Annotated in this window: 25 protein-coding genes; 11 read left to right on the top strand and 14 right to left on the bottom strand. The window is 54.3% G+C overall.

Annotated elements, in window-relative coordinates; genetic code table 11:
* Nucleotides 1–30: 30 nt before the first annotated feature.
* The 5 genes from AC2CF9_RS06700 to AC2CF9_RS06680 all read right to left on the bottom strand — a co-directional run bounded on the left by AC2CF9_RS06700 (nt 31) and on the right by AC2CF9_RS06680 (nt 6,604).
* Nucleotides 31–852, bottom strand: a complete 822-nt coding sequence (locus AC2CF9_RS06700) for a Cof-type HAD-IIB family hydrolase (RefSeq protein ID WP_150016740.1) — start codon at nt 850–852, stop codon at nt 31–33.
* A gap of 242 nt (nt 853–1,094) precedes the next feature.
* Nucleotides 1,095–2,201, bottom strand: coding sequence for an ABC transporter substrate-binding protein (locus tag AC2CF9_RS06695; protein ID WP_484556576.1), 1,107 nt, complete (start codon nt 2,199–2,201; stop codon nt 1,095–1,097).
* Between the two features lie 257 nt (nt 2,202–2,458).
* Nucleotides 2,459–3,430: a ParB family protein gene (locus tag AC2CF9_RS06690; RefSeq protein WP_484556575.1), complete on the bottom strand. Its 972-nt coding sequence runs from the start codon at nt 3,428–3,430 to the stop codon at nt 2,459–2,461.
* A 7-nt stretch (nt 3,431–3,437) separates the two neighbouring features.
* Complete coding sequence (locus AC2CF9_RS06685; RefSeq protein WP_071668117.1) at nt 3,438–4,637, bottom strand: AAA family ATPase; 1,200 nt, start codon at nt 4,635–4,637, stop codon at nt 3,438–3,440.
* Between the two features lie 1,037 nt (nt 4,638–5,674).
* Entirely contained in the window at nt 5,675–6,604 is a 930-nt protein-coding gene (locus AC2CF9_RS06680; RefSeq protein ID WP_484556574.1) for a RepB family plasmid replication initiator protein, read from the bottom strand.
* 397 nt (nt 6,605–7,001) lie between these two features.
* Between AC2CF9_RS06680 and AC2CF9_RS06675 the strand changes: the two genes are divergently transcribed.
* From AC2CF9_RS06675 to AC2CF9_RS06665, 3 genes are all read left to right on the top strand, one after another.
* The gene (locus AC2CF9_RS06675) at nt 7,002–8,378 is read left to right on the top strand and encodes an aldehyde dehydrogenase family protein (protein WP_484556573.1); all 1,377 of its coding nucleotides are present in this window, start codon (nt 7,002–7,004) and stop codon (nt 8,376–8,378) included.
* A 54-nt stretch (nt 8,379–8,432) separates the two neighbouring features.
* Nucleotides 8,433–9,032, top strand: a complete 600-nt coding sequence (locus AC2CF9_RS06670) for a nucleotidyltransferase family protein (RefSeq protein ID WP_484556572.1) — start codon at nt 8,433–8,435, stop codon at nt 9,030–9,032.
* 111 nt (nt 9,033–9,143) lie between these two features.
* The gene (locus tag AC2CF9_RS06665; RefSeq protein ID WP_484556571.1) at nt 9,144–10,454 is read left to right on the top strand and encodes an MFS transporter; all 1,311 of its coding nucleotides are present in this window, start codon (nt 9,144–9,146) and stop codon (nt 10,452–10,454) included.
* Nucleotides 10,455–10,551: 97 nt separating this feature from the next.
* Here the strand turns inward: AC2CF9_RS06665 and AC2CF9_RS06660 are convergent, their stop codons facing one another.
* Nucleotides 10,552–11,100 carry a helix-turn-helix domain-containing protein gene (locus AC2CF9_RS06660; protein ID WP_150016747.1) on the bottom strand — a complete coding sequence of 183 codons (549 nt, stop codon included), beginning with the start codon at nt 11,098–11,100 and terminating at the stop codon, nt 10,552–10,554.
* A 101-nt stretch (nt 11,101–11,201) separates the two neighbouring features.
* On the opposite strand from AC2CF9_RS06660, the gene AC2CF9_RS06655 reads away from it, so the two are divergent.
* From AC2CF9_RS06655 to corA, 3 genes are all read left to right on the top strand, one after another.
* Nucleotides 11,202–11,876 carry an AzlC family ABC transporter permease gene (locus AC2CF9_RS06655; RefSeq protein ID WP_484556570.1) on the top strand — a complete coding sequence of 225 codons (675 nt, stop codon included), beginning with the start codon at nt 11,202–11,204 and terminating at the stop codon, nt 11,874–11,876.
* On the top strand, nt 11,866–12,186 hold the full coding sequence (locus AC2CF9_RS06650; RefSeq protein WP_150016749.1) for an AzlD domain-containing protein: 321 nt from the start codon (nt 11,866–11,868) through the stop codon (nt 12,184–12,186). Before AC2CF9_RS06655 ends, AC2CF9_RS06650 begins: the two co-directional genes overlap by 11 nt.
* A gap of 121 nt (nt 12,187–12,307) precedes the next feature.
* A complete protein-coding gene (gene corA / locus AC2CF9_RS06645; protein ID WP_484556569.1) occupies nt 12,308–13,312 on the top strand; it encodes a magnesium/cobalt transporter CorA in 1,005 nt (334 codons plus the stop codon).
* Between the two features lie 58 nt (nt 13,313–13,370).
* Here the strand turns inward: corA and AC2CF9_RS06640 are convergent, their stop codons facing one another.
* Complete coding sequence (locus tag AC2CF9_RS06640) at nt 13,371–14,105, bottom strand: SDR family oxidoreductase (RefSeq protein WP_484556568.1); 735 nt, start codon at nt 14,103–14,105, stop codon at nt 13,371–13,373.
* A 158-nt stretch (nt 14,106–14,263) separates the two neighbouring features.
* Between AC2CF9_RS06640 and AC2CF9_RS06635 the strand changes: the two genes are divergently transcribed.
* Nucleotides 14,264–15,181, top strand: coding sequence for an AraC family transcriptional regulator (locus AC2CF9_RS06635; protein WP_484556567.1), 918 nt, complete (start codon nt 14,264–14,266; stop codon nt 15,179–15,181).
* 536 nt (nt 15,182–15,717) lie between these two features.
* Entirely contained in the window at nt 15,718–16,116 is a 399-nt protein-coding gene (locus AC2CF9_RS06630) for a response regulator transcription factor (RefSeq protein ID WP_484556566.1), read from the top strand.
* Between the two features lie 102 nt (nt 16,117–16,218).
* On the opposite strand, the gene AC2CF9_RS06625 is transcribed toward AC2CF9_RS06630, so the two are convergent.
* Nucleotides 16,219–17,643: an MFS transporter gene (locus tag AC2CF9_RS06625; protein WP_484556565.1), complete on the bottom strand. Its 1,425-nt coding sequence runs from the start codon at nt 17,641–17,643 to the stop codon at nt 16,219–16,221.
* 125 nt (nt 17,644–17,768) lie between these two features.
* Between AC2CF9_RS06625 and AC2CF9_RS06620 the strand changes: the two genes are divergently transcribed.
* Nucleotides 17,769–18,425, top strand: coding sequence for a helix-turn-helix transcriptional regulator (locus AC2CF9_RS06620; RefSeq protein WP_484556564.1), 657 nt, complete (start codon nt 17,769–17,771; stop codon nt 18,423–18,425).
* Between the two features lie 50 nt (nt 18,426–18,475).
* Here the strand turns inward: AC2CF9_RS06620 and umuC are convergent, their stop codons facing one another.
* The 3 genes from umuC to dsdC all read right to left on the bottom strand — a co-directional run bounded on the left by umuC (nt 18,476) and on the right by dsdC (nt 21,175).
* Nucleotides 18,476–19,738 (bottom strand): translesion error-prone DNA polymerase V subunit UmuC, encoded by a 1,263-nt coding sequence (gene umuC / locus AC2CF9_RS06615; RefSeq protein WP_484556563.1) that lies wholly within the window; start codon nt 19,736–19,738, stop codon nt 18,476–18,478.
* Between the two features lie 2 nt (nt 19,739–19,740).
* Nucleotides 19,741–20,118 carry a S24 family peptidase gene (locus AC2CF9_RS06610; protein ID WP_150016757.1) on the bottom strand — a complete coding sequence of 126 codons (378 nt, stop codon included), beginning with the start codon at nt 20,116–20,118 and terminating at the stop codon, nt 19,741–19,743.
* A 124-nt stretch (nt 20,119–20,242) separates the two neighbouring features.
* Nucleotides 20,243–21,175: a DNA-binding transcriptional regulator DsdC gene (gene dsdC / locus AC2CF9_RS06605; RefSeq protein WP_484556562.1), complete on the bottom strand. Its 933-nt coding sequence runs from the start codon at nt 21,173–21,175 to the stop codon at nt 20,243–20,245.
* Between the two features lie 203 nt (nt 21,176–21,378).
* On the opposite strand from dsdC, the gene dsdA reads away from it, so the two are divergent.
* Complete coding sequence (gene dsdA / locus AC2CF9_RS06600; RefSeq protein ID WP_484556561.1) at nt 21,379–22,698, top strand: D-serine ammonia-lyase; 1,320 nt, start codon at nt 21,379–21,381, stop codon at nt 22,696–22,698.
* A 44-nt stretch (nt 22,699–22,742) separates the two neighbouring features.
* Here the strand turns inward: dsdA and AC2CF9_RS06595 are convergent, their stop codons facing one another.
* The 3 genes from AC2CF9_RS06595 to AC2CF9_RS06585 all read right to left on the bottom strand — a co-directional run bounded on the left by AC2CF9_RS06595 (nt 22,743) and on the right by AC2CF9_RS06585 (nt 25,003).
* On the bottom strand, nt 22,743–23,219 hold the full coding sequence (locus AC2CF9_RS06595) for a nuclear transport factor 2 family protein (protein WP_040113716.1): 477 nt from the start codon (nt 23,217–23,219) through the stop codon (nt 22,743–22,745).
* Nucleotides 23,220–23,260: 41 nt separating this feature from the next.
* Nucleotides 23,261–23,827 (bottom strand): TetR/AcrR family transcriptional regulator, encoded by a 567-nt coding sequence (locus AC2CF9_RS06590; RefSeq protein WP_150016760.1) that lies wholly within the window; start codon nt 23,825–23,827, stop codon nt 23,261–23,263.
* Nucleotides 23,828–23,998: 171 nt separating this feature from the next.
* Nucleotides 23,999–25,003 carry an ABC transporter substrate-binding protein gene (locus AC2CF9_RS06585; protein ID WP_484556560.1) on the bottom strand — a complete coding sequence of 335 codons (1,005 nt, stop codon included), beginning with the start codon at nt 25,001–25,003 and terminating at the stop codon, nt 23,999–24,001.
* A 437-nt stretch (nt 25,004–25,440) separates the two neighbouring features.
* Between AC2CF9_RS06585 and AC2CF9_RS06580 the strand changes: the two genes are divergently transcribed.
* On the top strand, nt 25,441–26,190 hold the full coding sequence (locus AC2CF9_RS06580; RefSeq protein ID WP_484556559.1) for a class I SAM-dependent methyltransferase: 750 nt from the start codon (nt 25,441–25,443) through the stop codon (nt 26,188–26,190).
* The last annotated feature ends 127 nt before the right edge of the window (nt 26,191–26,317 follow it).

Genomic DNA, 26,317 nt, shown 5'->3' with positions numbered 1-26,317 from the left:
GCCGCCGCTGGCGGCTCTGTCAGATCAGACTTAGTTAAACGGCGTTTCCCGGGCCAGCAGGCGTGCAATGACGTTAAGTGCGCCCTCTTCATTGTTGTTCTGCGTACGATAGCGGGCGACTGCCGCAACCGACGGGGCTGCATTATCCATAGCAAAGCTGTAGCAGGCCTGTCGCAACATCTCAATATCATTTGCGCTGTCGCCAATTGCCAGCACTTCACAATCATCAATGCCCCATTTTTGCTGCAGCAGGGCAATGCCGTGCGCTTTATGACAGCCGGGAATAATCAGGTCGATAAAGCCGAATCCGCTGGAGACCGGATGCATAATGTTCTCAATTGCGCTCAGCTCATGATGCAATCTCGCCATCAGTGCCTCAACGCCTTCGTGCTCCAGATTCAGTGAGAACTTAAAGATGGTGTCGTCGATGCTGCTCAGATCGTCACGCTTTTCCAGCCGGCGATAGTGATTGCTGAGTTTATTCACCACATGTTCAGGCATGGAGGTGTGTACATAGGCGCTGTTACGACCGCAGACCACGACGCTGATGTCAGGCTCTTTCGCCAGAATAGTCAGAATCTGCTGAACCCGCTCAGGCGCCAGCTCTCCGCAAAACAGTTCCTCATTGCAGTCTGAGACCCAGGCACCGTTCTCAGCAACAAACGCAATCTCATCTTTGATATCAGGAAAATAGTGTTGCAGCTGATAGTACTGATTGCCGCTGGCAACAACAAAACGGATCCCTTTCTCTTTGAGCAGTGCGTACTGGCGGGCAAAACGCTGCTGATTATAGTGCTTGTTATCATCAAGGAAGGTGCCATCCATATCTACTGCAATCATCTTAACTGCCATTACTCTCTCCCGTATAGAATCTGCCGTCAGCCCGTCCGGCCTGTTATAGAGTATAAGCTTACTCGCGACGTGGATTAATGAGAATGTTAATAGTGACGATGTTCACTGCTTTCAGAGCTTTCTCGCTGGCAGACGCGAAGCACCTGCGCGGGTTACTGATTACAGTGAATAAGATAAGTCACCCAGTGGAAGACGACAGACAGAGAAAGGTGCCGGCGGCATATTGAGGCCGCCGGGCTCGATCAGTTATTGTCAGGATAGCTCAGGGTAATAGCCTCATCTGGCAGATGCGTGAAGGTTTTAACCAGCTGATGATAATCGGCAACCGGATTTAGCGCGGCGAACTGCTGCGGATAGAGATCTTTCGCCAGGATTTCCATGCCGATGATATTCCACGGATGGTTATAGAAATGGTGATAGATACCATAAGCCCGGTTCTGCTTCACCGGTTCAATCTGTGCCACGCCGGTACGGTGCGTCAGGGTCTGGAAGGTTGCGGTAACCTCCTGCGGCTTAACGCCATAGCCAAACGGTAACACGTTGCTGTTAGGCCGTTTAGAACCGGTCATGATATAGACATCAGGCTTCATCGCGATGATTTTTTCCAGCGAAACAAAACCTGAGTTGCCCGGTAAAAGTGCAGAACCGATATTTTTGCCCCCTACCGCTTCGACCAGTCCGCCCCAGCCGTTATGGCTATGCGTAAAGCAGCAGTTATCGCTGTTACCGGCAATAGGCTCAATAAACACGGTGGGCTTTTTCTCAATGCCGCTGACTGCGTTCGTAATGGCCGACATTTTTTGCTGATAGAACGTCGTATAGTCCCGGGCCTGCTCTTCGCGATTAAGGATCTGCCCAAGCAGAGAGACGCTTTTAGCGGTGTTCTGGGCCGGATGCAGTTCATAGTCTACAAATACAACCGGGATGTGCAGATTCTCAAGCGTTTTGACCACACCAGACTGGATCAACGCCGGTTTTGCACGTAACTGCGCAATCATCACATCTGGCTGCTGCGCCAGCACGCTCTCAAGGTTGACCTGACCCTGATCGTTAAAGCCCATATCAACAATTTTTTCCGCCTGTGGCCAGCGTGCTTTCAGCATTTCCCAGGTTTGCGTATCCTGCTTTTTAGGCAGGTTATTCCAGGCTACAACGCGTTCGAAAGGATTATCACGATCGAGCAGCGCCAGCGTCAGTACATCACGCCCATCCTGCAAAATAATATGGCGAGGCTCTTTAGAAAACGTATGTTGCTGTCCATCCAAATCGGTAATGGTCAGTGGATAGGTGGTGGCTGACGCTGATAAAGCCACACCCAGGCTCAGCGCCACACCGCAGATAACTTTCATTTGAACTCCCTTCGTTACTGAATAGTAATTATTATCATCTAATTTATCATAACGGGTAAAGCCGGAGCAGGCTCCGTGCGGGTGCGGTTGTAACGGAATGCGTCATTCTGCCGGGTAAAAACTCTCTTGTTACGCAAAACAGCATGAAACAGTGGCGATTTCAGGCTGAAATTTTTAGCGTAACTCTATAACTGACAATCACTTAGGCGTGAAAATGAGGTGGCGAAAGCAAAAAAAACCGCCCGCAGGCGGCATGGTTACTGCTCCAGATATTTAGCAAGCGTTCTGCTAATGACCCTATCCAGCTCGTCCTGAAGCTCTTTGGGCTGGCGATTAAATTCATAACTGAAGGTTCGCCCTTTGGATTTTTTCCGGGCAAAACGATCTTTGTCAGCAAAGTCCCAGAGCGACGTCGTCACGACTTTCTCTTTTCCCGACGTCTCAAGCAGTGCGTTACTGCCATTGCGCACCAGACGCAAAATGGCATTCTTCACTTCATCTTCAGCCAGGCTATCTTCAGAGGCAATCTCATCGATATCCGCGCTGATAGTCTCGACCAGCGTGGTTATGCTCTGTTGCTTCTCCTGAAGTCGTTCACACGCCTGCAGCAGCAGCTTATAGTCCGGATAGGCGAGTTCAGCATGGTTTGGAAACAGCATGATCAGTTCAGCCGGCACACTCGCCGCCTGTAAGGCGCGTGTCACTTTCGCCTGTGACAGTCCCTGTTGCTCAGCAATCTCTTTTTGCGACAGGCCACTCTGCTTTAGAGCCAGCAGGCGCAAACCTACTTCACGCAAATTATGCTCACGCGCAGTCTGAATATCCTGAGCCAGACGACGTGCTTCTTCAGCAGAGATATCCTCATCAGTCACCAGTATGCTCAGACCTGTTTTGCAGAACAGCGCAGCAGCGCGACGGCGGGATCCATCAAGTACTTCAATTCGCTCGCCGCGCTTTACCCCGATGGCGGGAAAAAACTGCTGCAGTTTAATCGTACGGATGATGTCACGCAGCGACTCTGGCGTCAGGCCAGACTGGTCACGACCATTGGTCTCCTGTACGACAAATGTCTTTGCCTCCACATCGCGCGCAGAGACGTGCTGAAGCGAGAACAACGCGCGTTTGCCGGTATTCAGCACAAACGTCTGCGTATGTTCCGCAGCAGTGTGTTCATTTTGCAGAGGTGACTGGCTGAAAGTACGGCCAATAGTAATGCGTTTTGCGCTCATCTTAACCTCAGTTCAAACGAATAAATTCAATACGGTCAAATACGGCTTTGGCAAAATCCTCCGCAGCCGATCGCGCATTTTTCAGTGCCTCACTGCTACCCACATAGGTAGAAGGGTTAGCTGAAATTACCGTATCAAACGACTCACCGCAGCGCTCAAATCCGTCAAGCCGCGGCAGCGCAGCGTCCAGCATATCGCCACCGAAAATCTCTTTAGCCAGGCTGTGACACATCTTATGATCGGCTTTGTTGGAGAGTTTCGACATAAAGCCAATATTGCCCTGCAGCCGGCATTCAGCCCCTGACGCTTCAATAATCTCTACCAGCTCAGGCAGTCGGGTAAGGTACTTGAGCGTTGAATGGAAATCGACCTGCGCAGGCGGAACGGGCGTCATCAGCAAATCAGACGCAGCAATCGCATTTTTGAGAAACGCGTCCAGATGCGGGCCGCTATCAATGAAAATGAAGTCATAATCTTTTTTAAGCTTTGCCACAACGTTTTCATACAGCACAGCGTGCACGTTCTGCCCTGGCAGATGTTCATGACAAAGCTCCTCCCAGCGTGAGGCGATAAACGCATCATCAATCGAGGCTGGCAGTACATCCACGCCCGGAATGATAGAGGGCACGATAAAGTCGCTTTTCAGCTCTTCGCCGCTGACATTCTGCAGCATCGCCTGAGCGGCAGTGGCTTCTACCAGACCCACTGAACGTTCGTGATTCAGAAACATGGTGGCCGAAGATTGCGGGTCCAGATCGATAACCAGAATACGTAAATCTTCAAACAGCAGATGCGGATGCGCCCGCAGCGCGTGTGCCAGTGAGACGGTTGAAACCGTTTTGGAGACGCCACCTTTCAGATTGCCCACGAAGAGGGTATAGGCTTCAGCGTGGCGATCGCGATATTTAGGTACGCCCCGGTGATGGTAGATATCGACAATGTTTTCAATCGACATCGCATACTTGGTGGAGCTGCCGGCGGCGCGTTTATCAAACACGTAGCCGTTTTCTTCCATCTCATTGACCGCATAATCAACGCTGGCGCGCGTCAGTTTTGGCAGTTTAGCCAGCGCGGCTTTCGCATAGACCTGATAAAACGTATTTTCTTTGAGTTCTTCTTTTTGTGCCTGAATCTGCTCGGTGAGACTCATCAGCATTCTTTCTGAACGTTGAGCAACTTTCAGAATCTGCTTCTCATCATTAGCCATACCTGCTCCACACATGTAGGATTTATGACTTTATACTTAAATCCTGCACATAAGGCAATTACTTATCCTGTAAACCGGAATGCTTAATTATGCCTGCAGAGTGTATTGCCCGCAGCATTCACTGTAATCAGCAGCCGCTAAACGTTCACTGTAATCAGTAAACGTAAAGTTGCAGGCGCTCAGATATAAGTCGGAAGTCCAAAGATTCACTGTAATCAGTAAATGAGGGCGCAGCGTTCACTGTAATCAGTAAAAGATTCAATGCAGGCTGCTGCAAAGACGCTGTATGAAGCATGCTCTGTCGCCTCAGCGAGCGGGTATCTCTCTGTACGTTCACTGTAGTCAGTAGTTAACTGTTAAAACCGAGGAGCGTCTCTCCGGCAGCATTCACTGTAATCAGCATTCTCCGGTGAATAAGCCCTCCCTGGCTGAAACGTTCACTGTAATCAGGAGAGCTACAGGGCGCGGTCATTTAGCGTCACCGGCGCCTGGAACGTCTATACGCAGCACATTCACTGTAATCAGTAGCGGATGCCCGCTTTTACTGCAGCAGATCCGGCCATATTCACTGTAGTCAGTAATTTCCTGTTTTATCGCGGGTGGCGTTCACTGTAATCAGCAGACAGGCGCGGAAGCGGCCTGCATCATAGCACTGGCCGTAAGAGCAGTTGCTTCCAGCTGTCGTAACGCGATCTGATCATCTGCTGATTACAGTGAACACTAGCGGCATACTGTTATTCAGTAATCTAAGCAGGGCAGGGGGTTGTCAGGCATTCACTGTAATCAGTAAACACGGCCGAATTAAGCTGTATAAGTAAGTATGTTAGTACTTACTATCAATATAGCCTGTATCAGAGAGATTGTGTGGCTGGTGGTTTCAGACCTGACAAACGAAGCTTACTGTTTACAGTGAACGCTACTGATTATAGTGAACAGCCGATTGCAGGAGAGTGTAAAGAGAGGCAGATGAGCGCTGCACGACTGATGCGGTACAGCGGCGTGAGAAGATGTTTTACTGATTACAGTGAATGTCATGATTAATCGTCAAATTCGATCTCATCCAGCACGTCAATGCTTTCCAGATTTCCGATACCATCAAGCTTGGGCGTCCTGCTGTGAATAATGAAAAACACTGAACGTCCGCGCTTAATCTCAGAGTAGTCGAGATAGCCTATCTCTTTCAGCTGCTCCATAGCACGCCGCACCACATGGTTCTGCGTGGTGGTTTTTGAGCCCAGATTGAGGCGCATACGCAGTCGCGCCAGCGAGATAGGGGCAGGATTAACAGGAAGGCTTTCCAGATAGGTATAAAGCGCCTGAGCAGACTCTTTACGTTTCAGGCGCGAAATGGCCCGCAGCTGAAGCAGAACCTTGTGATCAAAGTTATACAACTCAAACAGCTTGGGATCGGCCTGAATACGCACCAGATCTTTTTCCCGATCGTAATAGGCAGATTGTACAAGGTGAGTATGATAAGCCTTGCCGTTACCTTCAAAAGAGAGCGTATTGGTTGCAATGCGCCGTAATGAGGCATCCAGGCGCCTGCGCAGGGCTGCAGAAGAGTTAGCTGACGGAATACCGCACATCTTAACGAAATCGATAAAAGGCAGCGTCACCGTGTCGCCTTTGGTCGGATAACGGGAGAAGGATTGAATAATCCCCGCCCAGGTTTTGAAATCGTTATCCATATCCAGTCTGGCACCGGTTATGGTGATCTTCTCATACCCTTCCGCTTTCACCAGCGAGAGGTTTTTCAGCTCTTTGGTCGCATCAGTGGAGGCCATAGCCCCTGATTTGCCACGAGCAGTGGATTTAAGGGTGGGAACAAACAATCCCAGACGCATCAGTGCCACAGGCTGGACGGTATTATTCTTGTTAGGATGGAGCTGAATAACTTCGCCACTGTTTTTTGTCACCGACAGAAAAGGTTCCAGTAACGCTTTGTTTTTACTCTCTTTGTCTGCCATGGCATGAGATCTTCATTTTGTGGATGAAAGGGATCGTTTTCTGACTACAGTGAACATTAGCACTGATTATAGTGAACATTCCACAGAGTATAGTGAATATAGTACTGATTACAGTGAATGGTTTACTGATTATAGTGAACATGAACACCCTTTGAGGCCTTGTGTGGTGCGGCCTGCGACGATCGGGGATCTCTTAGGATCTATCTTTGATCTCTTTATGATCTCTTATTGGGATCTGGTTTATGTATAAGTGGATAACTCAGGATCCCGCTGCAGACACTCTCTCTTAATTGCTTTCAATCAGAGAACAACTTGCTCAATATTATTCATTTTATATCAATAGTAATCGGGCGTATCGTGACAGGCCTGATCAACAGCAATGTACTGAGGAATTCTGATGACTGACCATGTGATTTCACGTAATCCTGCAACGGGTGCCATTCTCGCAACATATCCACTTCAGACCGCTGAGGAACTTGATCGCTCCCTTGCACAGAGCGCAGAAGCCGCTGAGCTGTGGCGTAATACAACGATTGAACAGCGTGTGAAGGTACTGCGTCAGCTGGGTGAACAGCTGCGTCAGCGTCAGGATGAACTGGCCATTATGGCAACACAGGAAATGGGTAAACCTGTTGCCCAGGCACGTGCAGAAGTCCTGAAATGCGCCAGCTTATGTGACTGGTATGCCGAACATGGCCCGGCCATGATTGCTGATAAACCGGCTCCGGTAGAGGGTCAGCAGGCGTGGCAGTCATTCAGACCACTGGGCGTCATACTGGCCGTGATGCCGTGGAATTTTCCTTACTGGCAGGTACTGCGTGGCGCTGTCAGCATGCTGCTTGCCGGTAATACCTATCTGTTAAAACATGCACCCAGCGTGATGGGATCGGCTTATCTTATGGCTGAACTCTTTGATGCAACAGAGCTGCCGCACGGTGCTTTTACCGTTATCAATACGGACAACGCCGGCGTTTCAGCAGCAATCAACGATCCGCGCGTTGCAGCCGTTGCAGTTACCGGAAGCGTACGCGCTGGTGCCGCTATTGCAGCACAGGCCGGTGCGGTACTTAAGAAAACAGTACTGGAGCTGGGCGGTGCCGATCCTTTCATCGTACTGGCCGACGCAGATCTTGACGCTGCTGTCGCTTCAGCCGTGGTGGGCCGTTATCAGAATACCGGACAGGTTTGCATGGCAGCCAAGCGTTTTATCATTGAAGAGAGTATCGCCGCCGAATTTGAAGCGCGTTTCAGCCAGGCCGTAGCCGCGCTGAAAATTGGCGATCCGCTTGATGAGCAGACCTTTATTGGTCCGATGGCACGCTACGATCTGCGTGATGAACTGGATACGCAGGTGCAGCAAACGCTCAAAGAGGGCGCGCGTCTGGTGCTGGGCGGTCATAAAATTGAGGGGGAAGGGAATTACTATGCCCCTACCATTCTGGCTGATGTGACGCCGGAGATGACAGCATTTCAGCAGGAAATATTTGGCCCGGTTGCGGCAATTACCACGGCGCGTGATGCAGAACACGCCCTTGCGCTGGCTAACAACAGCGATTTCGGTCTGAGTGCCACCGTCTGGAGCCGCGATGAGGCAATGGCCGGCTGGCTGGCAGAGCGGCTGGAAACGGGAGCGGTGTTTATCAACGGCAACGGCGCATCCGATCCGCGCGTCGCCATTGGTGGCGTTAAAAAGAGCGGCTATGGCCGTGAGCTCTCCAGTTTTGGCGTGCACGAGTTCTGCAATATCCAGACAGTATGGAAAAACCGTCGCTAACTGTCCTGAGGCGCGCAATACTGTGCGCCTCACGATTTTCAGGTAGCCAGCAACATGAAAAGTCCGGGCATTATCATCCTTGCAGCCGGGCAGGGAACACGTTTTCTGCAGGCGGGCGGAAAAGGCAATAAGCTGCTTGCCCTTTTGCCTGACAGTACCGGAACACCCCATCCCGTGCTCAGTATGACGCTGCATGCCGCACAACGCAGCGGCCTGCCGCTTCTGCTGGTAACGCGGCCTGAGTATACCGCAATACGGGCGCTGGCTGCCGCGCAGGCGATACCGGTGCTGTGTGTCAGCAGTGCAGGCAGCGGTGAGACGATTGCTGCTGCCGTCCGCGCTGTGCCGCACTGGTCTGGCTGGCTGATTCAGCCCGGCGATATGGCATGGGTTACTGCAGAAGATCATCAGCGTATCGCTGGCGCACTCTCCGAAGGGGCCTCCCAGGCCCGTTTTTGCTGGCAGGATAAACCCGGCCATCCGGTAGGCTTTACGGCAGAATATGGCCCGGCGCTTAGTGAGTTAAAAGGGGACAACGGCGCCCGCTCGCTGCTTGATCCTGCCCGCCTGCTGCGTTTGCAGGGACACGCTGGCGTGATCCGCGACGCCGATCTCCCCGTTACCGTCACGCCGCTCGCCTGCCGCAGGAAGTAGTGGCGCAGGGTGATAATTACCGCTACTCTCGCGCGGTCATATTTATGCGAACGGGTGACACACTACCCGGTTGACCGTCCCTGTTCAGAGTCATGGTACGCGGAGAGAGTGATGAGCGCAGTAGCCGATCCTTCAGTAATCCAGTCGCGGCGGGAAAGTGCCGCCATCTATCGAAAAATAACGTTAAAACTGATCCCGTTTCTCTGCCTGTGTTATCTGGCAGCCTACCTGGATCGCATTAATATTGGTTTTGCCAAGCTGCAGATGGCAAGCGACTTAGCGCTAAGCGAAACGGCGTTTGGTCTGGGTGCGGGTCTGTTTTTTGTGGGTTACATTCTGTTTGAAGTGCCAAGTAATTTGTTTCTGCAACGCACCGGCGCACGGATCTGGATCGCGCGGATCATGATCAGCTGGGGAGTGCTCTCGGCATTAACCCTGCTGGTCAAAACCCCCGGTCAGTTCTATACGATCCGCTTTTTACTGGGCGTGGCAGAAGCAGGGTTTCTGCCGGGCGTGCTCTTTTATCTGACCCGCTGGTTTCCCTCATGGCGACGCGGCCGCATTATTGCGCTGTTTATGCTGGGTCTGCCACTTTCCAGCATCATCGGCGGCCCTCTCTCTGGCTGGATCATGACGCACTTCGACAAACTGCACGGAATGCATGGCTGGCAGTGGCTGTTTCTGCTGGAGGGCCTGCCGAGTATTCTGCTGGGGCTGATGACGCTGCGACTGCTGCCGGATGGCCCGGCAGAGGCATCCTGGCTGAGCGTTCAGGAAAAACAGGTGATTGCTGATGAACTCCGCAGCGATGCGGGCGAAGCTGCTGAAGCGAAACACCGGCTGCGGGATGGTCTGCTTAATCTGCGGGTGATCATGCTGGGCGGGATCGATTTCTCCATACTGCTCAGCGCTTACGCAATGGGCTTCTGGTTACCGACGCTGCTGAAAAAAGCAGGCTCAACCGATCTCACCACGATTGGTTATCTTACGGCGATCCCGAGCCTGGCCGCCCTGGCTGGCATGCTGCTGATTGGCGCCAGCTCAGACAGGCTGCGCGAACGCCGCTGGCATATCATTGTCCCTTTTATCATCGGTGCAGCCGCAATGGCCTGCGCGCCCTTCTGGAGCGGTAATGTGGCTGTAACCGTGCTGCTGTTTTCCATTGCGCAGGCGATGATTATTGGTGCCGTGCCGGTGTTCTTCAGCCTGCCCGCAACCTTCCTGACCGGTACTGCCGCCGCCGCAGGTTTTGCGCTCGCCTGCTCAATTGCCAATATTGCAGGCCTGGTCAGCAATTCTGTTATGGGAATGGCGCTGGATATGACCGGCAGCAGCGACGGGGCGCTGTGGCTGTTTGCTGCCTGTTTATTGCTTAGCTGCCTGCTGGTGCTGGCACTGCCGGCAAAACTGGTCAATCGCTGATCGCCATAAAGCGCGCCTGTTGCGGGCGCGCTTTACTGATTACAGTGAACGTTGCGTACACGTCAGGCCAGATGCGTTTATTGAGACTCAGGCGATATCAGTTCTGCTCAGAGAGCTGTACCGCCATGGTATCGGCTTCCAGTGCTTCAAACACGTGAGGTTCATCAGCGGGATAGCAGATGTAATCGCCAGGATTCAGCTCTACCGGCGCATCGCTGGGTCCTACCCTGGCCCGCCCGCGGGCAATGATAACGTGCTCAACCGAACCAGGCGGATGCGGCTTTGAAGCGCGCGGCGCGCCTGGCTGACTGGTCACCAGATAGAGATCGCGTCGCCCGCCTGGCGGGCAGCTGGCGAGCAGAGCCGCCTGATAATCAGCCAGTTCAGCCGAAACAACCATCCCTTCACCTTTACGAATAACCTGCAGACGTTTTACCTCTGGCTCCAGCAGGCGGGCGAAAGGAATATTTAACGCGACACAGAGCGCCCAGAGGGTTTCGATACTGGGATTGCCGTTGCCCGCTTCCAGTTGTGAGAGCGTTGATTTTGCCACACCCGCACGGCGAGCCACTTCAGTCAGTGAAAGTCCGGCACGCTGCCGCTCGCGGATCAGCCCGGCGGCAATAGTATCAATCGGTGGTGTCACAGCAGCTCCTGTTCTTTTTATCGAACGATTGTTCATCTTGTAAAACAATTTCTGAACGTTCATTATACTGTCTTTACTGTTCGATATGAGATCAATATGTGATGCGTGCGGGGATTAACGTGCTTGATCGCGGCGTGATAAAAGCGATTGTTCTGGTTTGTCTGGCTGACGGCATTGTGGGCCTCTCCTATGGCTCGCTGGCCGCTGCACAGGGTTTTCCGCTCTGGGTGCCGATAGCGCTCTCTACGCTGGTGCTGGCGGGCGCTTCGGAGTTTCTGTTTATTGGCATTGTTGCCGGTGGCGGAAGCCCGCTCACTGCCGCCGCCGCCGGGCTGCTGGTCAATGCGCGCCATCTGCCGTTTGGCATCGCGGTAAAAGATCTGGTGGGGCAGGGAGGCCGCAGCCTGCTTGGCTGCCATATCATGAACGATGAAAGCGTGGTATTTGGTATCTCGCAACCGGGACTGCAGCAGCGTCGGGTTGCCTACTGGCTGTGCGGGCTCGGTATTTTTGCAATCTGGCCACTTACCGTTATCGGTGGCGCCATGATTGGTCGTTTTATCCCTGACGTTTCCGCCATCGGGCTGGATGCGGTTTTCCCGGCGATCCTGATTGCGCTGATTTTTCCGGCGCTGCGCAAGCGGCGGACACGCATTCCGGCGCTGGCCGGGACCGCACTCTCTGTCGCAGTCACGCCTTTTGTACCGGCAGGAATGCCGGTGCTGTTTTCCCTGCTGGGGTTGCTGAGCTGGCGGGAGCGTAAAGATGGACAATAGTCTGGTCATTGCCGGTATCGCGCTGCTGGCAGCCGGAACGTACGCTATCCGTTTTGCCGGATACCGCCTCGGCAGCCGGCTGCCGATGTCAGAAAAAACGCGCAATATGCTGTCAGATGCTGCCACGGTTCTGCTGCTGGCGGTGGCGGTAACAACCGCACTGTTTGAAGGAACGCACTTTGCCGGCATCGCACGGGTAGCAGGCGTTCTGTTTGCTGTTTTTCTGGCATGGCGACGGACGCCGTTGATTCTGGTTATCGTGGGAGCTGCAGCGATGACGGGATTACTGCGTTATCTGGGCGTGCCGTAACGACTTTATCTGGCTGGCAATATCCGCCTGTCACGGCTTTTGCTACCCTAACAGTATAAGGCGTCGCTCCCGGACCCCGTCAGAGAGCGACAGAGTAAGCCAGAGCAGGATTGAGGCAAAAATGGAAAAGCAGGAACGAACCGACAACCACGCAGATGAGATCGTCAACTGCGTGGTCTATCGTCATGGCGAGCGGGAAGAGCATGTCGATGTCGCAGAGATCAGCGATATCCTGAAAGAAGATAATTCGTTCGTCTGGCTCGGGTTATATCAGCCTGAACCCGCTTTTATGCAAAAGCTGCAGGAGGAGTTTGGGCTGCACGAGCTGGCGATTGAAGATGCTCTGCTGGCGCATCAGCGTCCTAAGATTGAGCAGTATGGCGAATCGGTATTTATCGTGGTTAAGACAGCGTATATGCATGAGCAGCAGCACATTACGTTTGGTGAAACGCACTTCTTTCTGGGCAAAAATTTCCTGATCACGGTACGCCACGGCTCGCGGGAAGGCTATGCGGCAATCCGGGAGAAAGCGGAAAAAAATCACGCCATGCTGTGCCAGGGACCAGGCTATGCACTCTACTGCATCCTCGACTTTATTGTGGACAACTACAGTAAAATCACGCAAACGCTCAGCGAGCGTATCGGTAATCTTGAAGATGGGATGTTCTCCACACGCTTCGATAACCATGCGCTGGAGCAGGTCTACCATCTGCGACGCCAGCTGCTGGCGCTGCGCAACGCCGCGATGCCGGTTACTGAAATCTGTCCGCAGCTGGTTCGTTTCCATGAAGATATTATTCCAAAAAATCTGCGCGCCTATCTGCGCGATGTGCAGGATCACGCACATCACGTCATGATCGATGCAGAGGATATGCGTGAAACGCTGGCCAGTGCGATGCAGGTCAACCTCGCGCTGGTCTCTGTGCAGCAGAGTGAAGTGAATAAAAAGCTGGCGGGCTGGGGCGCCATTTTGATTGTGCCGACGATTGTATTCAGTATGTATGGCATGAACTTCTCTGACATGCCGGAGCTGCACAGCCATTTTGGTTATCCGGTGGCGCTGGGATCAACGCTGCTTATCTGCTGCATTATGTGGTGGCGGCTGAAGCGCGCGGGCTGGTTATAATGGCGCCCGCGCGTCAATGCCTGAAATTTCAGCCTGAAATCGCCAGAATTTTTATGGCTTAAAACGGGCTGGCAGTAGGGCGCAGCGTGATTTCACTGACGTCAACCTCGCCAGGCTGATCGATAGCCCAGCTGACCGCCTGCGCTATCGATTCCGGTTTAAGGGCGATAGCCCGAAAGCTGCGCATCGCCTCCCGGGCCACATCGTCAGTAATGCTGTCAGCCAGCTCAGATTCCACTACGCCTGGATTGATAACGGTAACGCGCAGAGCGGACGACTCCTGCCGTAATCCTTCAGAAATAGCGCGGACGGCAAATTTAGTGGCGCAGTAAACCGCCGCGGTGGGTGAGACCGTAAGCGCCCCGATTGACGCGATATTGATAATGTGACCCGCCTGCTGCTGCTGCATTGCGGGCAATACTGCAGCGATGCCATACAGCACGCCGCGCACATTAACATCGAGCATCTGGTCCCACTCTTCAACTTTCAGTGAAGCCATCGGAGAGAGCGGCATCACGCCCGCATTGTTAATCATCACATCAATCCGCCCATATTTTTCAATGGCCAGACGGGCTAATGCCTGTGCATCAGCGCGCTGCGTCACATCTGTCGTCAGATAATCTACCCGGGCACCCTGCTGCTGCAGCTCATCACACAGCGATGCCAGACGTGTGGCCCGGCGTGCACCAAGGATCAGCCTGTGACCCTGCCTGGCCAGATAGCGGGCGATGGCTTCACCGATACCGCTGCTGGCGCCGGTCAAAATAATTACTTTCGCTTTTGTATCAGTCATCTTGTTTTCCTCGCGTGAAGTACCCTGCTATTGTTGAAAAATGCCGCAATCGTCAACAGACCTATTCACTGCGCATCTTTGCCTGATCCTCTCGCGGAGCGTGTCGCGCGCCGCGCTTTGTAACTAAGCAGGAATTAAACTATCCGGGAGAACCTGTGATGAATGATGTGCAACAGCAGATTTGCACTTTGCTTAACCAGCTGGCACGGCAGGAGGGGTATACAAAATCCCTGCTGGATAGCGTGTTATTTATGCGGGCTAATCAGCAGTGGGCGCGCACGCCGGTACTTTATGAGCCGGGCATTATCATTATCTGCCAGGGTGCCAAGCGTGCCTTTCTGGCGGATAATGTCTACCGGTATGACGCGCAACACTATCTGGTGTTGTCTGTGCCTCTGCCATTCTCAGCGGAGACTGAAGCGACGTCCGCTGAGCCGCTGCTGGGCCTGGCGATCCGTTTTGACGTTAACGTACTGGCGAAGCTCATCGCGCAGGTGCCGGCAAAGCCTGCAGGTGAAGAGAGGGCGACGGCCGCTATTATCTCCACGCCGCTGGATAGCGCACTGCTACAGAGTACGCTGGCACTGCTTCAGGTCTTACGGGATCCGCTTGAAGCGCGGATACTGGGGCCGGCCCGTGTGGAAGAGATCTGCTTTCGCATTCTGATGGGGCAGCAGGGTGCCGCTGTACGCGCCGCGCTGGCGTATCAGGGCCATTTTGGCCGCATTGCCCGGGCGCTACAGCAAATCCATGATAACTGGCAGCAGCCTGTAAACGTTACGCAACTTGCCCGTGAGGCGGGCATGAGCGTGCCGCGTTTTCATCTGCATTTCAAAACCGTTACGCAGACTTCACCCATTCAGTATCTTAAATCACTGCGCTTACATCGTGCACGACTGATGCTGATCCAGCAGAACCTGACCGCAGCCGGGGCAGCTGCGCGTACAGGCTACGAAAGTAATTCACAGTTCAGCCGCGAATTTAAACGCCTGTTTGGCCGCAGTCCGGCAGAGGAGGCGCGCATAATGAAGCGGGCATTTACGCTGCTGCCAGCCGAACCATACCACCTGTTTTAGCACCCTGCACGCGGGTAACGCCTGACTGAGTATTACCCCTGCCACAGAAAGAGGCCTGAACGTTTTTAAGCGAATCCCCTAGTTAAGCGTGGTATTGGCGGCTGCGTTATCCAGACTTGTGCCGATAGCGTTCCGGGAAGAGATATGAAAAGATCGCGCATCTTTAAGTGGAGCACCGCTGCCGCCTCAGGAACAGCGCATTGCGCTGCGCGCGACAGGCTTCCGGCAGCCGTGATGCAGGCTGTTGTCAGCCATGCTGCAGGCACTTTTTATCGTTCAGGCTGACCACGCTTTTTGCACTGCAGCCTCACGGCAACATACCGCCTCTGCTGCACGATACCGCAAGATCACCCCTGAGGCAGGCTACGAACTTTTCTGAAATAGAGGCTGGCAGCCGTAATCTGCCTTCGCCAGTCAGTACCAGATTTTTCTGCAGATGCGCCCGGCGCTGTACCTGAACGGTCAGCGGGTGCTGATAAATCGCGCCAGATATGGTGCAGAGATAACGTTAATTTTCCCGGTGGCGGAGTAATGGAATGAGCGCGAAAGTGTGGTTGGTGGATGATGATTTGTCAGTAAGGGAGTCGCTGGGATTTCTGCTGAAAACCGTAGATTACGAGGTGGCTGACTTCGGCGATCTGGCGACGTTCGACGCTGTTGCCGGTGCAGAAGCGCTGCCGCTGCGCGGCTGTCTGCTGGTGGATGTGCGGCTGCCCGGTATCGACGGGCTTAACTGGCTGACCGAACAGCGCGCCCGTCATCCGCTGCTGCCGGTTATTCTGATGACCGCGTATGGCACGCTTGACGTCTGCCGCAGCACGTTCCAGGAGGGAGCGTTTGATATTTTTACCAAGCCGCTCGACATTGAACCGCTGCTTGCAACCCTGCATCGCGCGATGAATGAGAGCGAACAGCGTGCGGTGCAGCAGGGCTGATACGCTCTGTTATCTCGCTCAGCCCGTCGGTAACGTCTATATTCCGCATAACGTTCTGCGCCAGATAAAGCGCCTCTGACAACTGTCAGAGGCGCTCCGGCTTCAGCTGGTTTTCTGCTGCTTAAATCCGGTGAGCACTTTTTTAGCACTCAGCAGAGAGAGCAGCGGAGCGGCTGCCATAACGGCAAAAAGCAGCCAGGCCGCAGAGGAGGCGCCAGCGATTCCCCCCGGCGCCGACAGGCCACCAGCGTTGGCGAGCATACCGGCGATGGCAGAACCCAGAGCGGTAGCAAACAGCTGAACCGTAGTGATGGAGGTGGCAGCTGCATCCTGATCGTCTGTGGGAGCCACCTGCAGGATGCGCGTCAGTAAATGGGGCCAGCCCAGCCCGATACCAAAGCCAATCAGCGCCAGTCCTGTCCCGATCAGTGTAAGTGTCTGCCCGCTGCTGCTGGCTGAGCGCGGCGTCACAATAGCCAGCAGCACCATGCCAGCCAGAACCAGCGCCGGTCCTGCAGCAATTGCGCGCTTAATGCCCCGCGTCTGCCAGCCGGAGCTCCAGATCTCCGATACCGTCCAGCCTGCGGCCATCAGCGCCGCCAGGTAGCCCGAGATCAGCGGCGTCTGTCCATGCAGGATTTGAAGAAAATAGGGCACGAAGGTTTCACTGGTCATACCGATAATGAGCAGTGCCATGGTGATATAGAGCGCCAGCAGCGGCGAGCTGAGGCGCAGCGCATTACGCGGCAGCAGGCGGGTTTCACTGATAAACTCCTGGCGGATTAACAGCAGCAGCAGAATAACCGCCGCAGATATCCCGGCGATATTCACCGCAATGTCAGAGGACATGCTCGCTGCGCTCACGGTCATAACGGCCGCAACCAGTAACAGCAGCTGCATCCAGGGGAGCTTTCCGGTGTGGGAGGCTTCTGTATTTTTGCGCGCAGGGAAAATCAGCCACACCAGCAGCATATAACTCAGCGTGACGGGGATCAGTATGCCAAAAGCCATGCGCCAGGCGTCCATTTCGGCAAATATTCCCCCGGCAGCCGGGCCCAGAAGCGTTGCTACGCCCCACATGCCGGAGATCAGCGCCATCGCGCGCGGCCAGAGCTTTTCCTCAAAAACGGCATAGATCATGGCATAGCAGAGCGCGAACAGAAAACCACCGCCCAGCCCCTGTAGCGCCCGACCCGCTAGCATTACCGGCATAGCGGGCGCCAGTGCGCAGACCAGGCTGCCCGCGATAAAAAGCAGTGCCGCCACCAGATAGGCCTGTCGTGCGCCCGTCACCGCCAGCAGCCGCGCAGTCAGCGCTGAACCCAGTATGGAGGCGACGACAAACAGCGTTGTGTTCCATGCGTAGAGGTGCAGTCCGCCTATCTCCCTGATAACAGAGGGAAGCACCGTAGTGGCGATGTAAACATTAATGGCGTGCAGTGCAACGCCGCCTGAAAGTGCAATGGCAAAAAACAGGTTTTTGCCTCCCAGTAATTCACTCCAGCTTCCTTCCTGTCCTGACGACATATAAGCCTCCCGGCATGCGTTGCGTCATATGCCCCGTTGCTGAGCGCAGCGGGATCCATTACATTAATAAAACAAGACAACGCTTGGATTATTAAAGAGGGTAAAATATTTTGTCAAGCAATCGCTTGTTAAACTCGGAAGATAAAGCACAGGCAACACCAGAGCGCCTGCTTTATCTGCTGAAAACGCGCGGGCCGCTGCAGTCTGCTGAGGCGGGAGAGACGCTGGGCATGACGGCTGAAGCGGCACGCCAGCAACTCAGCAAACTTGCGTCATCAGGGCTGGTAGAGTCGTTCTCCCGCAGCAAAGGAGTAGGACGTCCGGGGCAGTTCTGGACGCTGACGCAGGCGGGCCACGGCCGGTTTCCGGATTCCCATGCGACGCTGACGGTGCAGCTGCTGGATACGGTACGGCACGCTTTTGGTGAACAGGCGATTGATCGCCTGATAGATTTGCGCGAACAGAGTAGCCGCGCCGCTTACCAGCGTGAGCTGCAGGATGCTGTCGATCTGCGGGAGCGGGTGGCGCGGCTGGCGGCACTGCGGTCGCTGGAGGGCTATATGGCAGAGTATGAGGAGCAGACTGACGGAACGCTCTTGCTGATTGAGAATCACTGTCCTATCTGCGTCGCTGCTGCCGCCTGTCAGGGATTTTGCCGCGCTGAACTGATGCTGTTCAGCGAAGTGCTGGAGGCGAAAGTAGAGCGCGTTGAACATATTCTGCAGCAGGCGCGACGCTGCGCCTACCGCATCACGCCATTCACAGAGCACGCGGCAGAGTAAGGCGCCTTTGATGCGCAGGAGCGGAGTGGCTCGCCGGAGGCGAGAGCCTGCTATCGGATCACAGGGATATCGGCCAGGCGAGTGGTATAACGGGGCGAGAGCATGTTGCGCTTCATCTGCCACGCCTGACTTCCTGTCGTCTGGCTGGCGAAACCGATTTTGCCTTTACCTGAACGGTTTATGGCGTCGAGAGCGGTCATCAGTGCATCCGCATTGGCACGCGGCTGCTGCTGGCTGAACATATCAAACTGCGTGCTGCCAGACTGCCAGAAGTCGCTCAGCGTCACGCCCGCTTTGGCATAGCGAAAACCGTCGCGCCAGATAGCGTTCAGCCCCTGGAGGGCAAAGGCGACGATGTCACGCGTGTCCGCCGTAGGATATTGCCAGCTGACGGGCGCGGTAGCTGAGTATCTGGGATCGTCGCCATAGCGGCCGGTCGTCACAGAGACGGTGATATGACGGCAGCGGGAGCCCTGCTGGCGCAGTTTTTCAGCAGCCCGGGTCGCATAGGCCATAACCGCCTGCTGCATTTCATCCAGCGTCGTGATGCGCTGCCCGAAAGAGCGTGAATTGACGATCTGCTGCTTTGGCGGCGGCGCATCCTCCAGTGCCAGACAGGATTCGCCGCGCAGCTCGCGTGCAATGCGCTCAACAATCACATCAAATTTTTTGCGGATCGTACTGGCATTACTTTCTGCCAGATGCAGCCCAGTAGTGATCCCCATCTCTTCCAGACGCTGGGCAATTCGCCAGCCAATACCCCAGATATCGCCAATGCGCGTCAGCTGCAGCAATTTTTGCTGGCGCCGGGGATCGGAGAGATCGACCACGCCGTTTGTTTTCGTCCACTGCTTGGCCGCCTGATTCGCCAGTTTGGCCAGCGTTTTGGTCGGGCCAAAGCCCACGCCTATGGTCAGGCCGGTTTCCTGGCGAACGCGATCGCGCATCTGCTGACCAAAGCGCTCCAGCGGCATATAACTGCTGATGCCCGTGACATCAAGAAAGCTTTCATCGATAGAGTAGACTTCCTGCCCGGCAGCCATCTCATCGAGTATTGCCATCATCCGCGCCGACATATCGCCATAAAGCTCATAGTTAGAGCTGAAAACGTGTACGCCATTGTCACGAAAATAGCGCTCATGCTTAAACCAGGGGGCGGCCATCTTTATACCCATGCGCTTTGCTTCAGCAGAACGGGCAATCACGCAGCCATCATTATTTGATACCACGCAAACGGGTTTGCCGCGCAGATCGGGTCTGAAAATGGTTTCACAGGAGGCGTAAAAATTGTTGGCATCAGCAAGCGCAAACATAGCTATTCTCCAGCAGGTCCGGTGAAACCCTGGCCCGCGATATCATTGAGCGCATAAGCCACCACGCCCCACACCGGCAGCGGCTGATTCTCGTCGAGCAGAACGACAGCATTGGACGGCTCCAGCGACTGCAGCGCCGGAACGGGTTTCAGCAGCAACCTGCGCAGCACCAGCTCACCCTCATATTCCGCCACAATAATCTGACCGTGCCGTGGCGTCAGTGCCCGATCAACTGCCAGAACTGAGCCTTTAACAATACCCGCCTCCGGGCAGGCTGTATCACTACGCATTAGGTAGGTGGACCAGGGCGACAGCGAGACGATATCACCCAGGTTCAGGCGCGCTTCGATAAAGTTTTGAGCCGGATTCTGAAATGCCATATGCCTGCTTTGGTGAGGATAAAAAGGGTGTGCGAGCGTCAGGCTATTATACCCGAATTGCTTAAAAAAAGCGCGGTTTACGCCGGGATCCTGCTCTGCCGGCGTGACAATGCTATGAGCGTAATTATCTCTCTTTCGACACGGTTTCCTGCAGCCAGCGGATAAAAGTTTCTGTTTTTGGCCAGCGTCTGTCTGCGCGGGTAGCGATGTAATACCGTTCGCTGCACCGCAGCGCCAGCCGGGGGAAAGGCGTTACCAGTTCGCCAGAGGCGATGCGCTGTTTTACCAGCGCCCTACGTCCCATCGCAACGCCGGCATGGTTTGTCGCTGCAGCAACCGCAAGCTCTGCCTGATCAAATTCGGCACGGCGCGCTGCCGTGATATCCACGTCAAAATGCGCTGCCCACAACAGCCACTCATTTTCTCCGGAATCGACACTCCACGCCTGACGATCGTGCAGCAGGCGACAGCTCCGAAGATTTTCCGGGCAGTCCGTCAGCCTGAATTGTGCAGCGTAGTGCGGGCTGCATACCGGAATAATATGTTCATCCATCAGCGGGTCGAGATGAAATCTGTCCGGCACGTCAGCATCAAAACAGATGGCCAGATCGGCACCCATTTTATGCAGGTCGACCGGTTCGTTTCCGGTATTAATGACGAGATCGATAGCGGGGTTTTGTTCCAGAAAAGAGGCTACCGCCGGTGCGAGCCAGGCGTGTGCAAACGACGGGCGACTGTAAACCGTAAGCCTACCGCTCGATCCCTGATTTCTGATGCCCTGAATTTCCCGGTTGAGGTAGTCGAGTGAGGTACTCATTGCATTGAAGATCCGCTCACCCTCTTCGGTCAGCAGCACCCTGCGGTGTAAACGGGTGAACAGAGAGATACCGAGTTCTCTTTCCAGCTGGCTGATACGGTGGCTGACAGCGCTGGGCGTGAGCGCCAGCGCCGCCGCCGCGCCGGCAAACGAGCCGTGGCGGGCAGCGGCTTCAAAAGTGAAAAGACGTCCCAGCTGGCTACCCTCTATTTCACGCATCTCAGAGAACACTTTTTTCATCCTTGTTGTTTAAGTTGCTGATTTGGTGGTTGGTTTATCAGACTGGCGTGTTGGTTGCAGATAAAGATTCACAACGCGTGCTCGCCTGTTGAGTTAGCTGAGCTCATGTTAAGTTGAAAAACCATCGTTTGTCACCGCGCAGCCGCGTGCCTATAAATAACGCTCTGTTTTATTTTGGTGCGTCGGGCTGAGTGAGAGTAACCATGACTGATTTAACTGAAAAACTCCGGTCTGTACCGGCGGTAAGCGACCTGATGGCGCTACGTGAAACCCTCTGGCTTAACGACCAGGTGACGACGGCAGAGAGGGGGCTTCTCCATACGGGACTGACGCGTGAAGAAGCTGAAGATGCCGAAGCCCGCCTGCGCCGTTTCGCTCCGCTGATCGCCGCCGCCTTCCCGGAAACGGCTGAAAGCGGCGGTATTATTGAGTCAGATATGGTGCCTCTACCCGCGATGCAAATGCGGCTGGAGCAGAGTGCGCCGCTGCCAGGCAGACTCTGGCTGAAAAAAGATAGTCATCTGCCCGTTTCAGGTTCCATCAAAGCGCGCGGCGGCATTTACGAAGTTCTCGCGCACGCAGAGAAGCTGGCGCTGGAGGCGGGGCTTATCACGCCAGCCGATGACTACAGCCAGCTGCTTTCTCCGGCGCACCGCCGGTTTTTCAGCCAGCACAAAATAGCGGTAGGTTCAACGGGTAACCTGGGCCTGTCGATTGGCATAATGAGTGCCCGTCTCGGGTTTCACGTTACCGTGCATATGTCGGCAGATGCGCGTCAGTGGAAGAAAGCGCTGCTGCGCAGGCACGGAGCACACGTGATTGAGTATGAGCAGGATTACGGCGTCGCCGTGGAGCAGGGCCGCAAAGCGGCGGAGTCCGATCCCGACTGCTTTTTTATTGATGATGAAAATTCACGCACGCTGTTTCTGGGCTATGCCGTTGCCGGCCTGCGCCTGCCAGAGCAGCTGAAGGAGAAAGGCATTACTGTGGATGCCTCCCATCCGCTTTTTGTGTATCTGCCCTGTGGCGTGGGTGGCGGCCCGGGAGGCGTCGCCTTTGGCCTGAAGCTGGCTTTTGGCGATAACGTCCACTGCTTTTTTGCGGAGCCAACCCATTCACCCTGTATGCTGCTGGGAATGAGCACCGGCCTGCATGATCGTATTGCGGTACAGGATATCGGTATCGACAATAAAACCGCTGCGGATGGACTGGCGGTGGGCCGCGCCTCCGGCTTTGTCGGCCGGGCGATGGCGCAGCTGATCGACGGCTGCTATACGCTCAGCGATCGCACCCTGTTTACGCTGCTTGCTATGCTGGATGAGACTGAAGGTATTCAGCTGGAACCTTCCGCGCTGGCGGGCATGCATGGACCGCAGCGCATCGCGGCAAGCCCCGCTTATCTGGCACAGCAGGGTATCACTCCTCAGCAGCTGCAGCAGGCCACGCAGCTTGTCTGGGCGACCGGTGGCGGGATGGTGCCCGCCGATGAAATGCAGCGCTACCTCGCTAAAGCCAGGTGCTGATAAACGCATGCAGCAGGGCAGCCACGCGAGCTGCCCTGCCGCCATTACAACCCCAGCGCAGTCAGCCCCGGATGATCGTCCGGACGACGTCCCAGCGGCCAGAAAAATTTGCGTTCGCTCTCTTTGATAGGCATATCGTTGATACAGGCAAAACGGCGCTTCATCAGGCCATCGCCTTCAAACTCCCAGTTTTCATTGCCGTAAGAGCGGAACCAGTTACCTGAATCATCACGCCATTCATAGGCGTAACGGACGGCAATGCGGTTACCATCAAACGCCCAGAGCTCTTTGATAAGACGATACTCAAGCTCTTTTTTCCATTTACGGGCCAGAAACGCCTCCGCTTCTTCACGATTATGAGCAAACTCGGTGCGGTTGCGCCATTGTGTGTCCGCTGAGTAAGCCAGTGCGACTTTGGCCGCATCGCGGCTGTTCCAGCCATCTTCAGCCAGGCGTACCTTTTCGATGGCCGTTTCGCGGGTAAAAGGAGGAAGCGGCGGACGTTGGTAAGAATCAGACACGGTAAAACCCCTCTAAATTCAGTTTGATGAGTGCGCAGGCTTCAGGAAACCTGCTCCAGTAGCATTTTCGCAATATCCCGTGCGTCGTCGGCCGCGCTCCCGCTCCCCATAACATAGGACGCGGTAATGGCGCCCTCAATCAGAATCAGCAGCTGTCTGGCCAGCGCCCCGGGATGCGCAACGTTCATCTCTTTGCTGAGCTCCAGGGTGTAATCCAGTAACTTCTGTTTATGGATTTTCGCTATCTGGCGAACGGTATCGTCAGGGTTGCCTGTCTCACCGGCGGTGTTGATAAATGCGCAGCCGCGGAAATCCTCTGACCCGAACCAGCTTTTGAGCGCGGTAAACATATTCAGAATGCGATCCTGCGGCGTATTGCCCTGATCGGACGCGCTTCTGAACCACGCCATCCACTGCTCATCGCGCACGCTCAGCGCGGCTGATGCCACCTCCTCCTTACTGGCGAAGTGATGATAAATACTCTTTCTGGCGACGCCTGAGGTTTTGACCAGAAGCTCCATGCCCATGGCGTGGATACCGTTCTGATAAATCAGCTGCTCAGCGCTCCTGAGAATTTTTTCCCGGGTACTGCCTGATGTTTTGTTCATGGCGTTAAGGTAGAACGATCGTTCTACCTCGTCAACGTTTTTTTAGCAGGAGGGTATTTTCAGAGCGCGAGGTAGTAATGCAATGCTGACTGAGCAGATCAAAAAGGGAGAGCCGTAAGCCGGTTCTCCCTGCAATGAATGGCTTATTGAAGCTGGCTGGAAAACGCTGCCTCAACCGGGAGGTAAGGCCTGCAAAATACGCTGCGCATCCTGTTTGCTCAGCGGATAATCGTAAAATGTCCGGTAAAATTTCTGAGTGGCGTCAATCAGATCGCGCGTTGCAAACAGCGCCGGATGCAGTTTTTTGGCAGCCCACTGGATTTGCAGTGCGACTTCAGTGCCGTAGCGATCCCAGGGAAAGACACCCGATGGGTTCTGCCACACCTGCTGCTGCTTCACGGCTTTTACGCTGGCGAACAGCGATTTGTAGTCAGAGTCAGCCAGGGGGCCCGCGCCGGCGCCGATAATAATTACATCCGGATCCCAGCGTATCACCTTCTCCGGCGAAACAGGGCGCATATTGCCATCCACTGAGACGGCGACATTCCGGCCACCCGCGAGCCTGATCCAGGTATCAATCAGGGTATTCCGGCCATCTACCTTCAGCGGATGCAGCGACTGAATATGCAGCACGCGCGGGCGTTCACTCTCCGCAAGCGCGGCCGTTTTGGCCTGAATAGCAGCAATTTGCGTATCCAGATAGCGATTATACGCCCGGGCACGCGTGGCCGCTGCCGGTGTGCCGACCACCTGAGCCGTGGTAGTGAGTGAGCGTTTCATCGAGTCAAAATCATCAAAATTCATTGCCAGTACGGGAATACCGGCCAGACGATAAGACTCTGCATCAGGATCGTTAGCGGGTACAAAAATCGCATCAACGTTGCGTGCCACCAGCGCTTCACTGTTAAAGGTTTTACCGTGCGCCTGAAGCGCCTGATTTAACGATGGCTGTACCTTAAACATCCACGGCCGGTCCGCCGGATGGTTTACGGTTGCCACAATCCGATCGCCGGCGCCCAGCGTCATAAGCAGAGAGTGGTGGGCAAACCAGGCATCGGCTATGTGCAGCACCGGCCGGCTCAATTCAATCTTATTCCCGCTGTCGTCAGTGACTGTCTGCGCCGACGCCAGAGCGCTCACGACCAGTAGCGGTAGTGCCCATTGCAGGCTTTTCATGAGTAAATATTCCTGTCAGAAGCTGAGTTACATGGAAACAAAGTAGCTTTCCTGCCGGTTGCAGAAAGCGCGTTGTCTGGTGAAGCATTAACGACCTTCGCAGGTTGTTCATTTACGGCATATACCGGCATAGCAGACAATAACACTGCGCTGGTGAACGTTGTCTTCACCAGGATCAAACGTTTAACAAACATGAAATTTCCAAAAACTGTCGAAAGGGCAGGCATCATTACTTACCGCTATATTAGTGAGTATATAACGACTTATGTGAGTTAATCGACTTAAATCAAAACCTGCCCGGTACATTGAATTATATCGAATGTGATTAAACCAGCGGTGCTTTCACAGTGCTAATGATAGCCTCAGGCGTGGATCGCATTGCCTGAACCAATACTCTAAAATGTGCCCTGAACCAAATATCTACGGAGAGAATTCAGGTGAAATCTTTTGATGAACTATTAATGGAAGCTATGGAGGCCGATACAGAGGGCTGGGGATTTGGCTGGCTGGACGGGAAAGCGACAGAGGAAAGGCCCTCCTGGGGTTACGCGAGGTTAATCGGAGAACGCTTAAGTCGGGTAACGTCAGCACTGGACATCGATACCGGTGGAGGAGAAGTATTGAATGAAGTTACCAGGTTTCCTGCATATATGGCCGCAACAGAAGCGTGGCCCCCAAACCTGGAAAAAGCCCGACAGCATCTTTCGCCCCGGGGGGTGAATATTGTTGATACTTCCGTTACCAAAAAGCTTCCTTTTAGCGACCAATCTTTTGACCTGGTCACATCCAGGCATCCGGTAGCTCCGGACTGGCCGGAAATATATCGGGTTCTAAAACCCGGAGGAAGCTATCTGGCACAGCATGTCGGGCCTGCATCTGCATTTGAATTAATTGAGTATTTTTTAGGACCACTTTCTAAAGAGAGAATGTACAGAGATCCTGGCAAAGAAAAAGAGGATGCTGAGAGGGCGGGTCTGAAGGTCGTGGACTTACGCACAGCACGCTGCCGGATGACGTTTTTTGATATCAGTGCCGTTGTCTGGATTTTGCGAAAATGCGTCTGGTGGGTCCCCGGCTTCTCCGTGGAGAAATACTCCAAAGAATTGCAGGCGATGGACCAGAAAATGCGCCTGGGTCAGCCATTTGTTGCGTATTCCACCCGACATTTGATCGAAGCAAAACGTTAATGCTGACCGCTTTGCGGTTGACGTCTGCTTTGTGCCAGGAGCAGATCAAATGCTTCTGGGTGTGTTCATGTCAGGCATTTTCTTCATTCTTTTTAACTGCCGCAGCATCCACCCGATGACTTTTGCG

It is taken from the genome of Pantoea sp. SYBGC1, from assembly GCF_057197005.1.
Note: the sequence above shows the minus strand (reverse complement) of the source record. Positions and strands in the feature narration are given on the sequence as shown.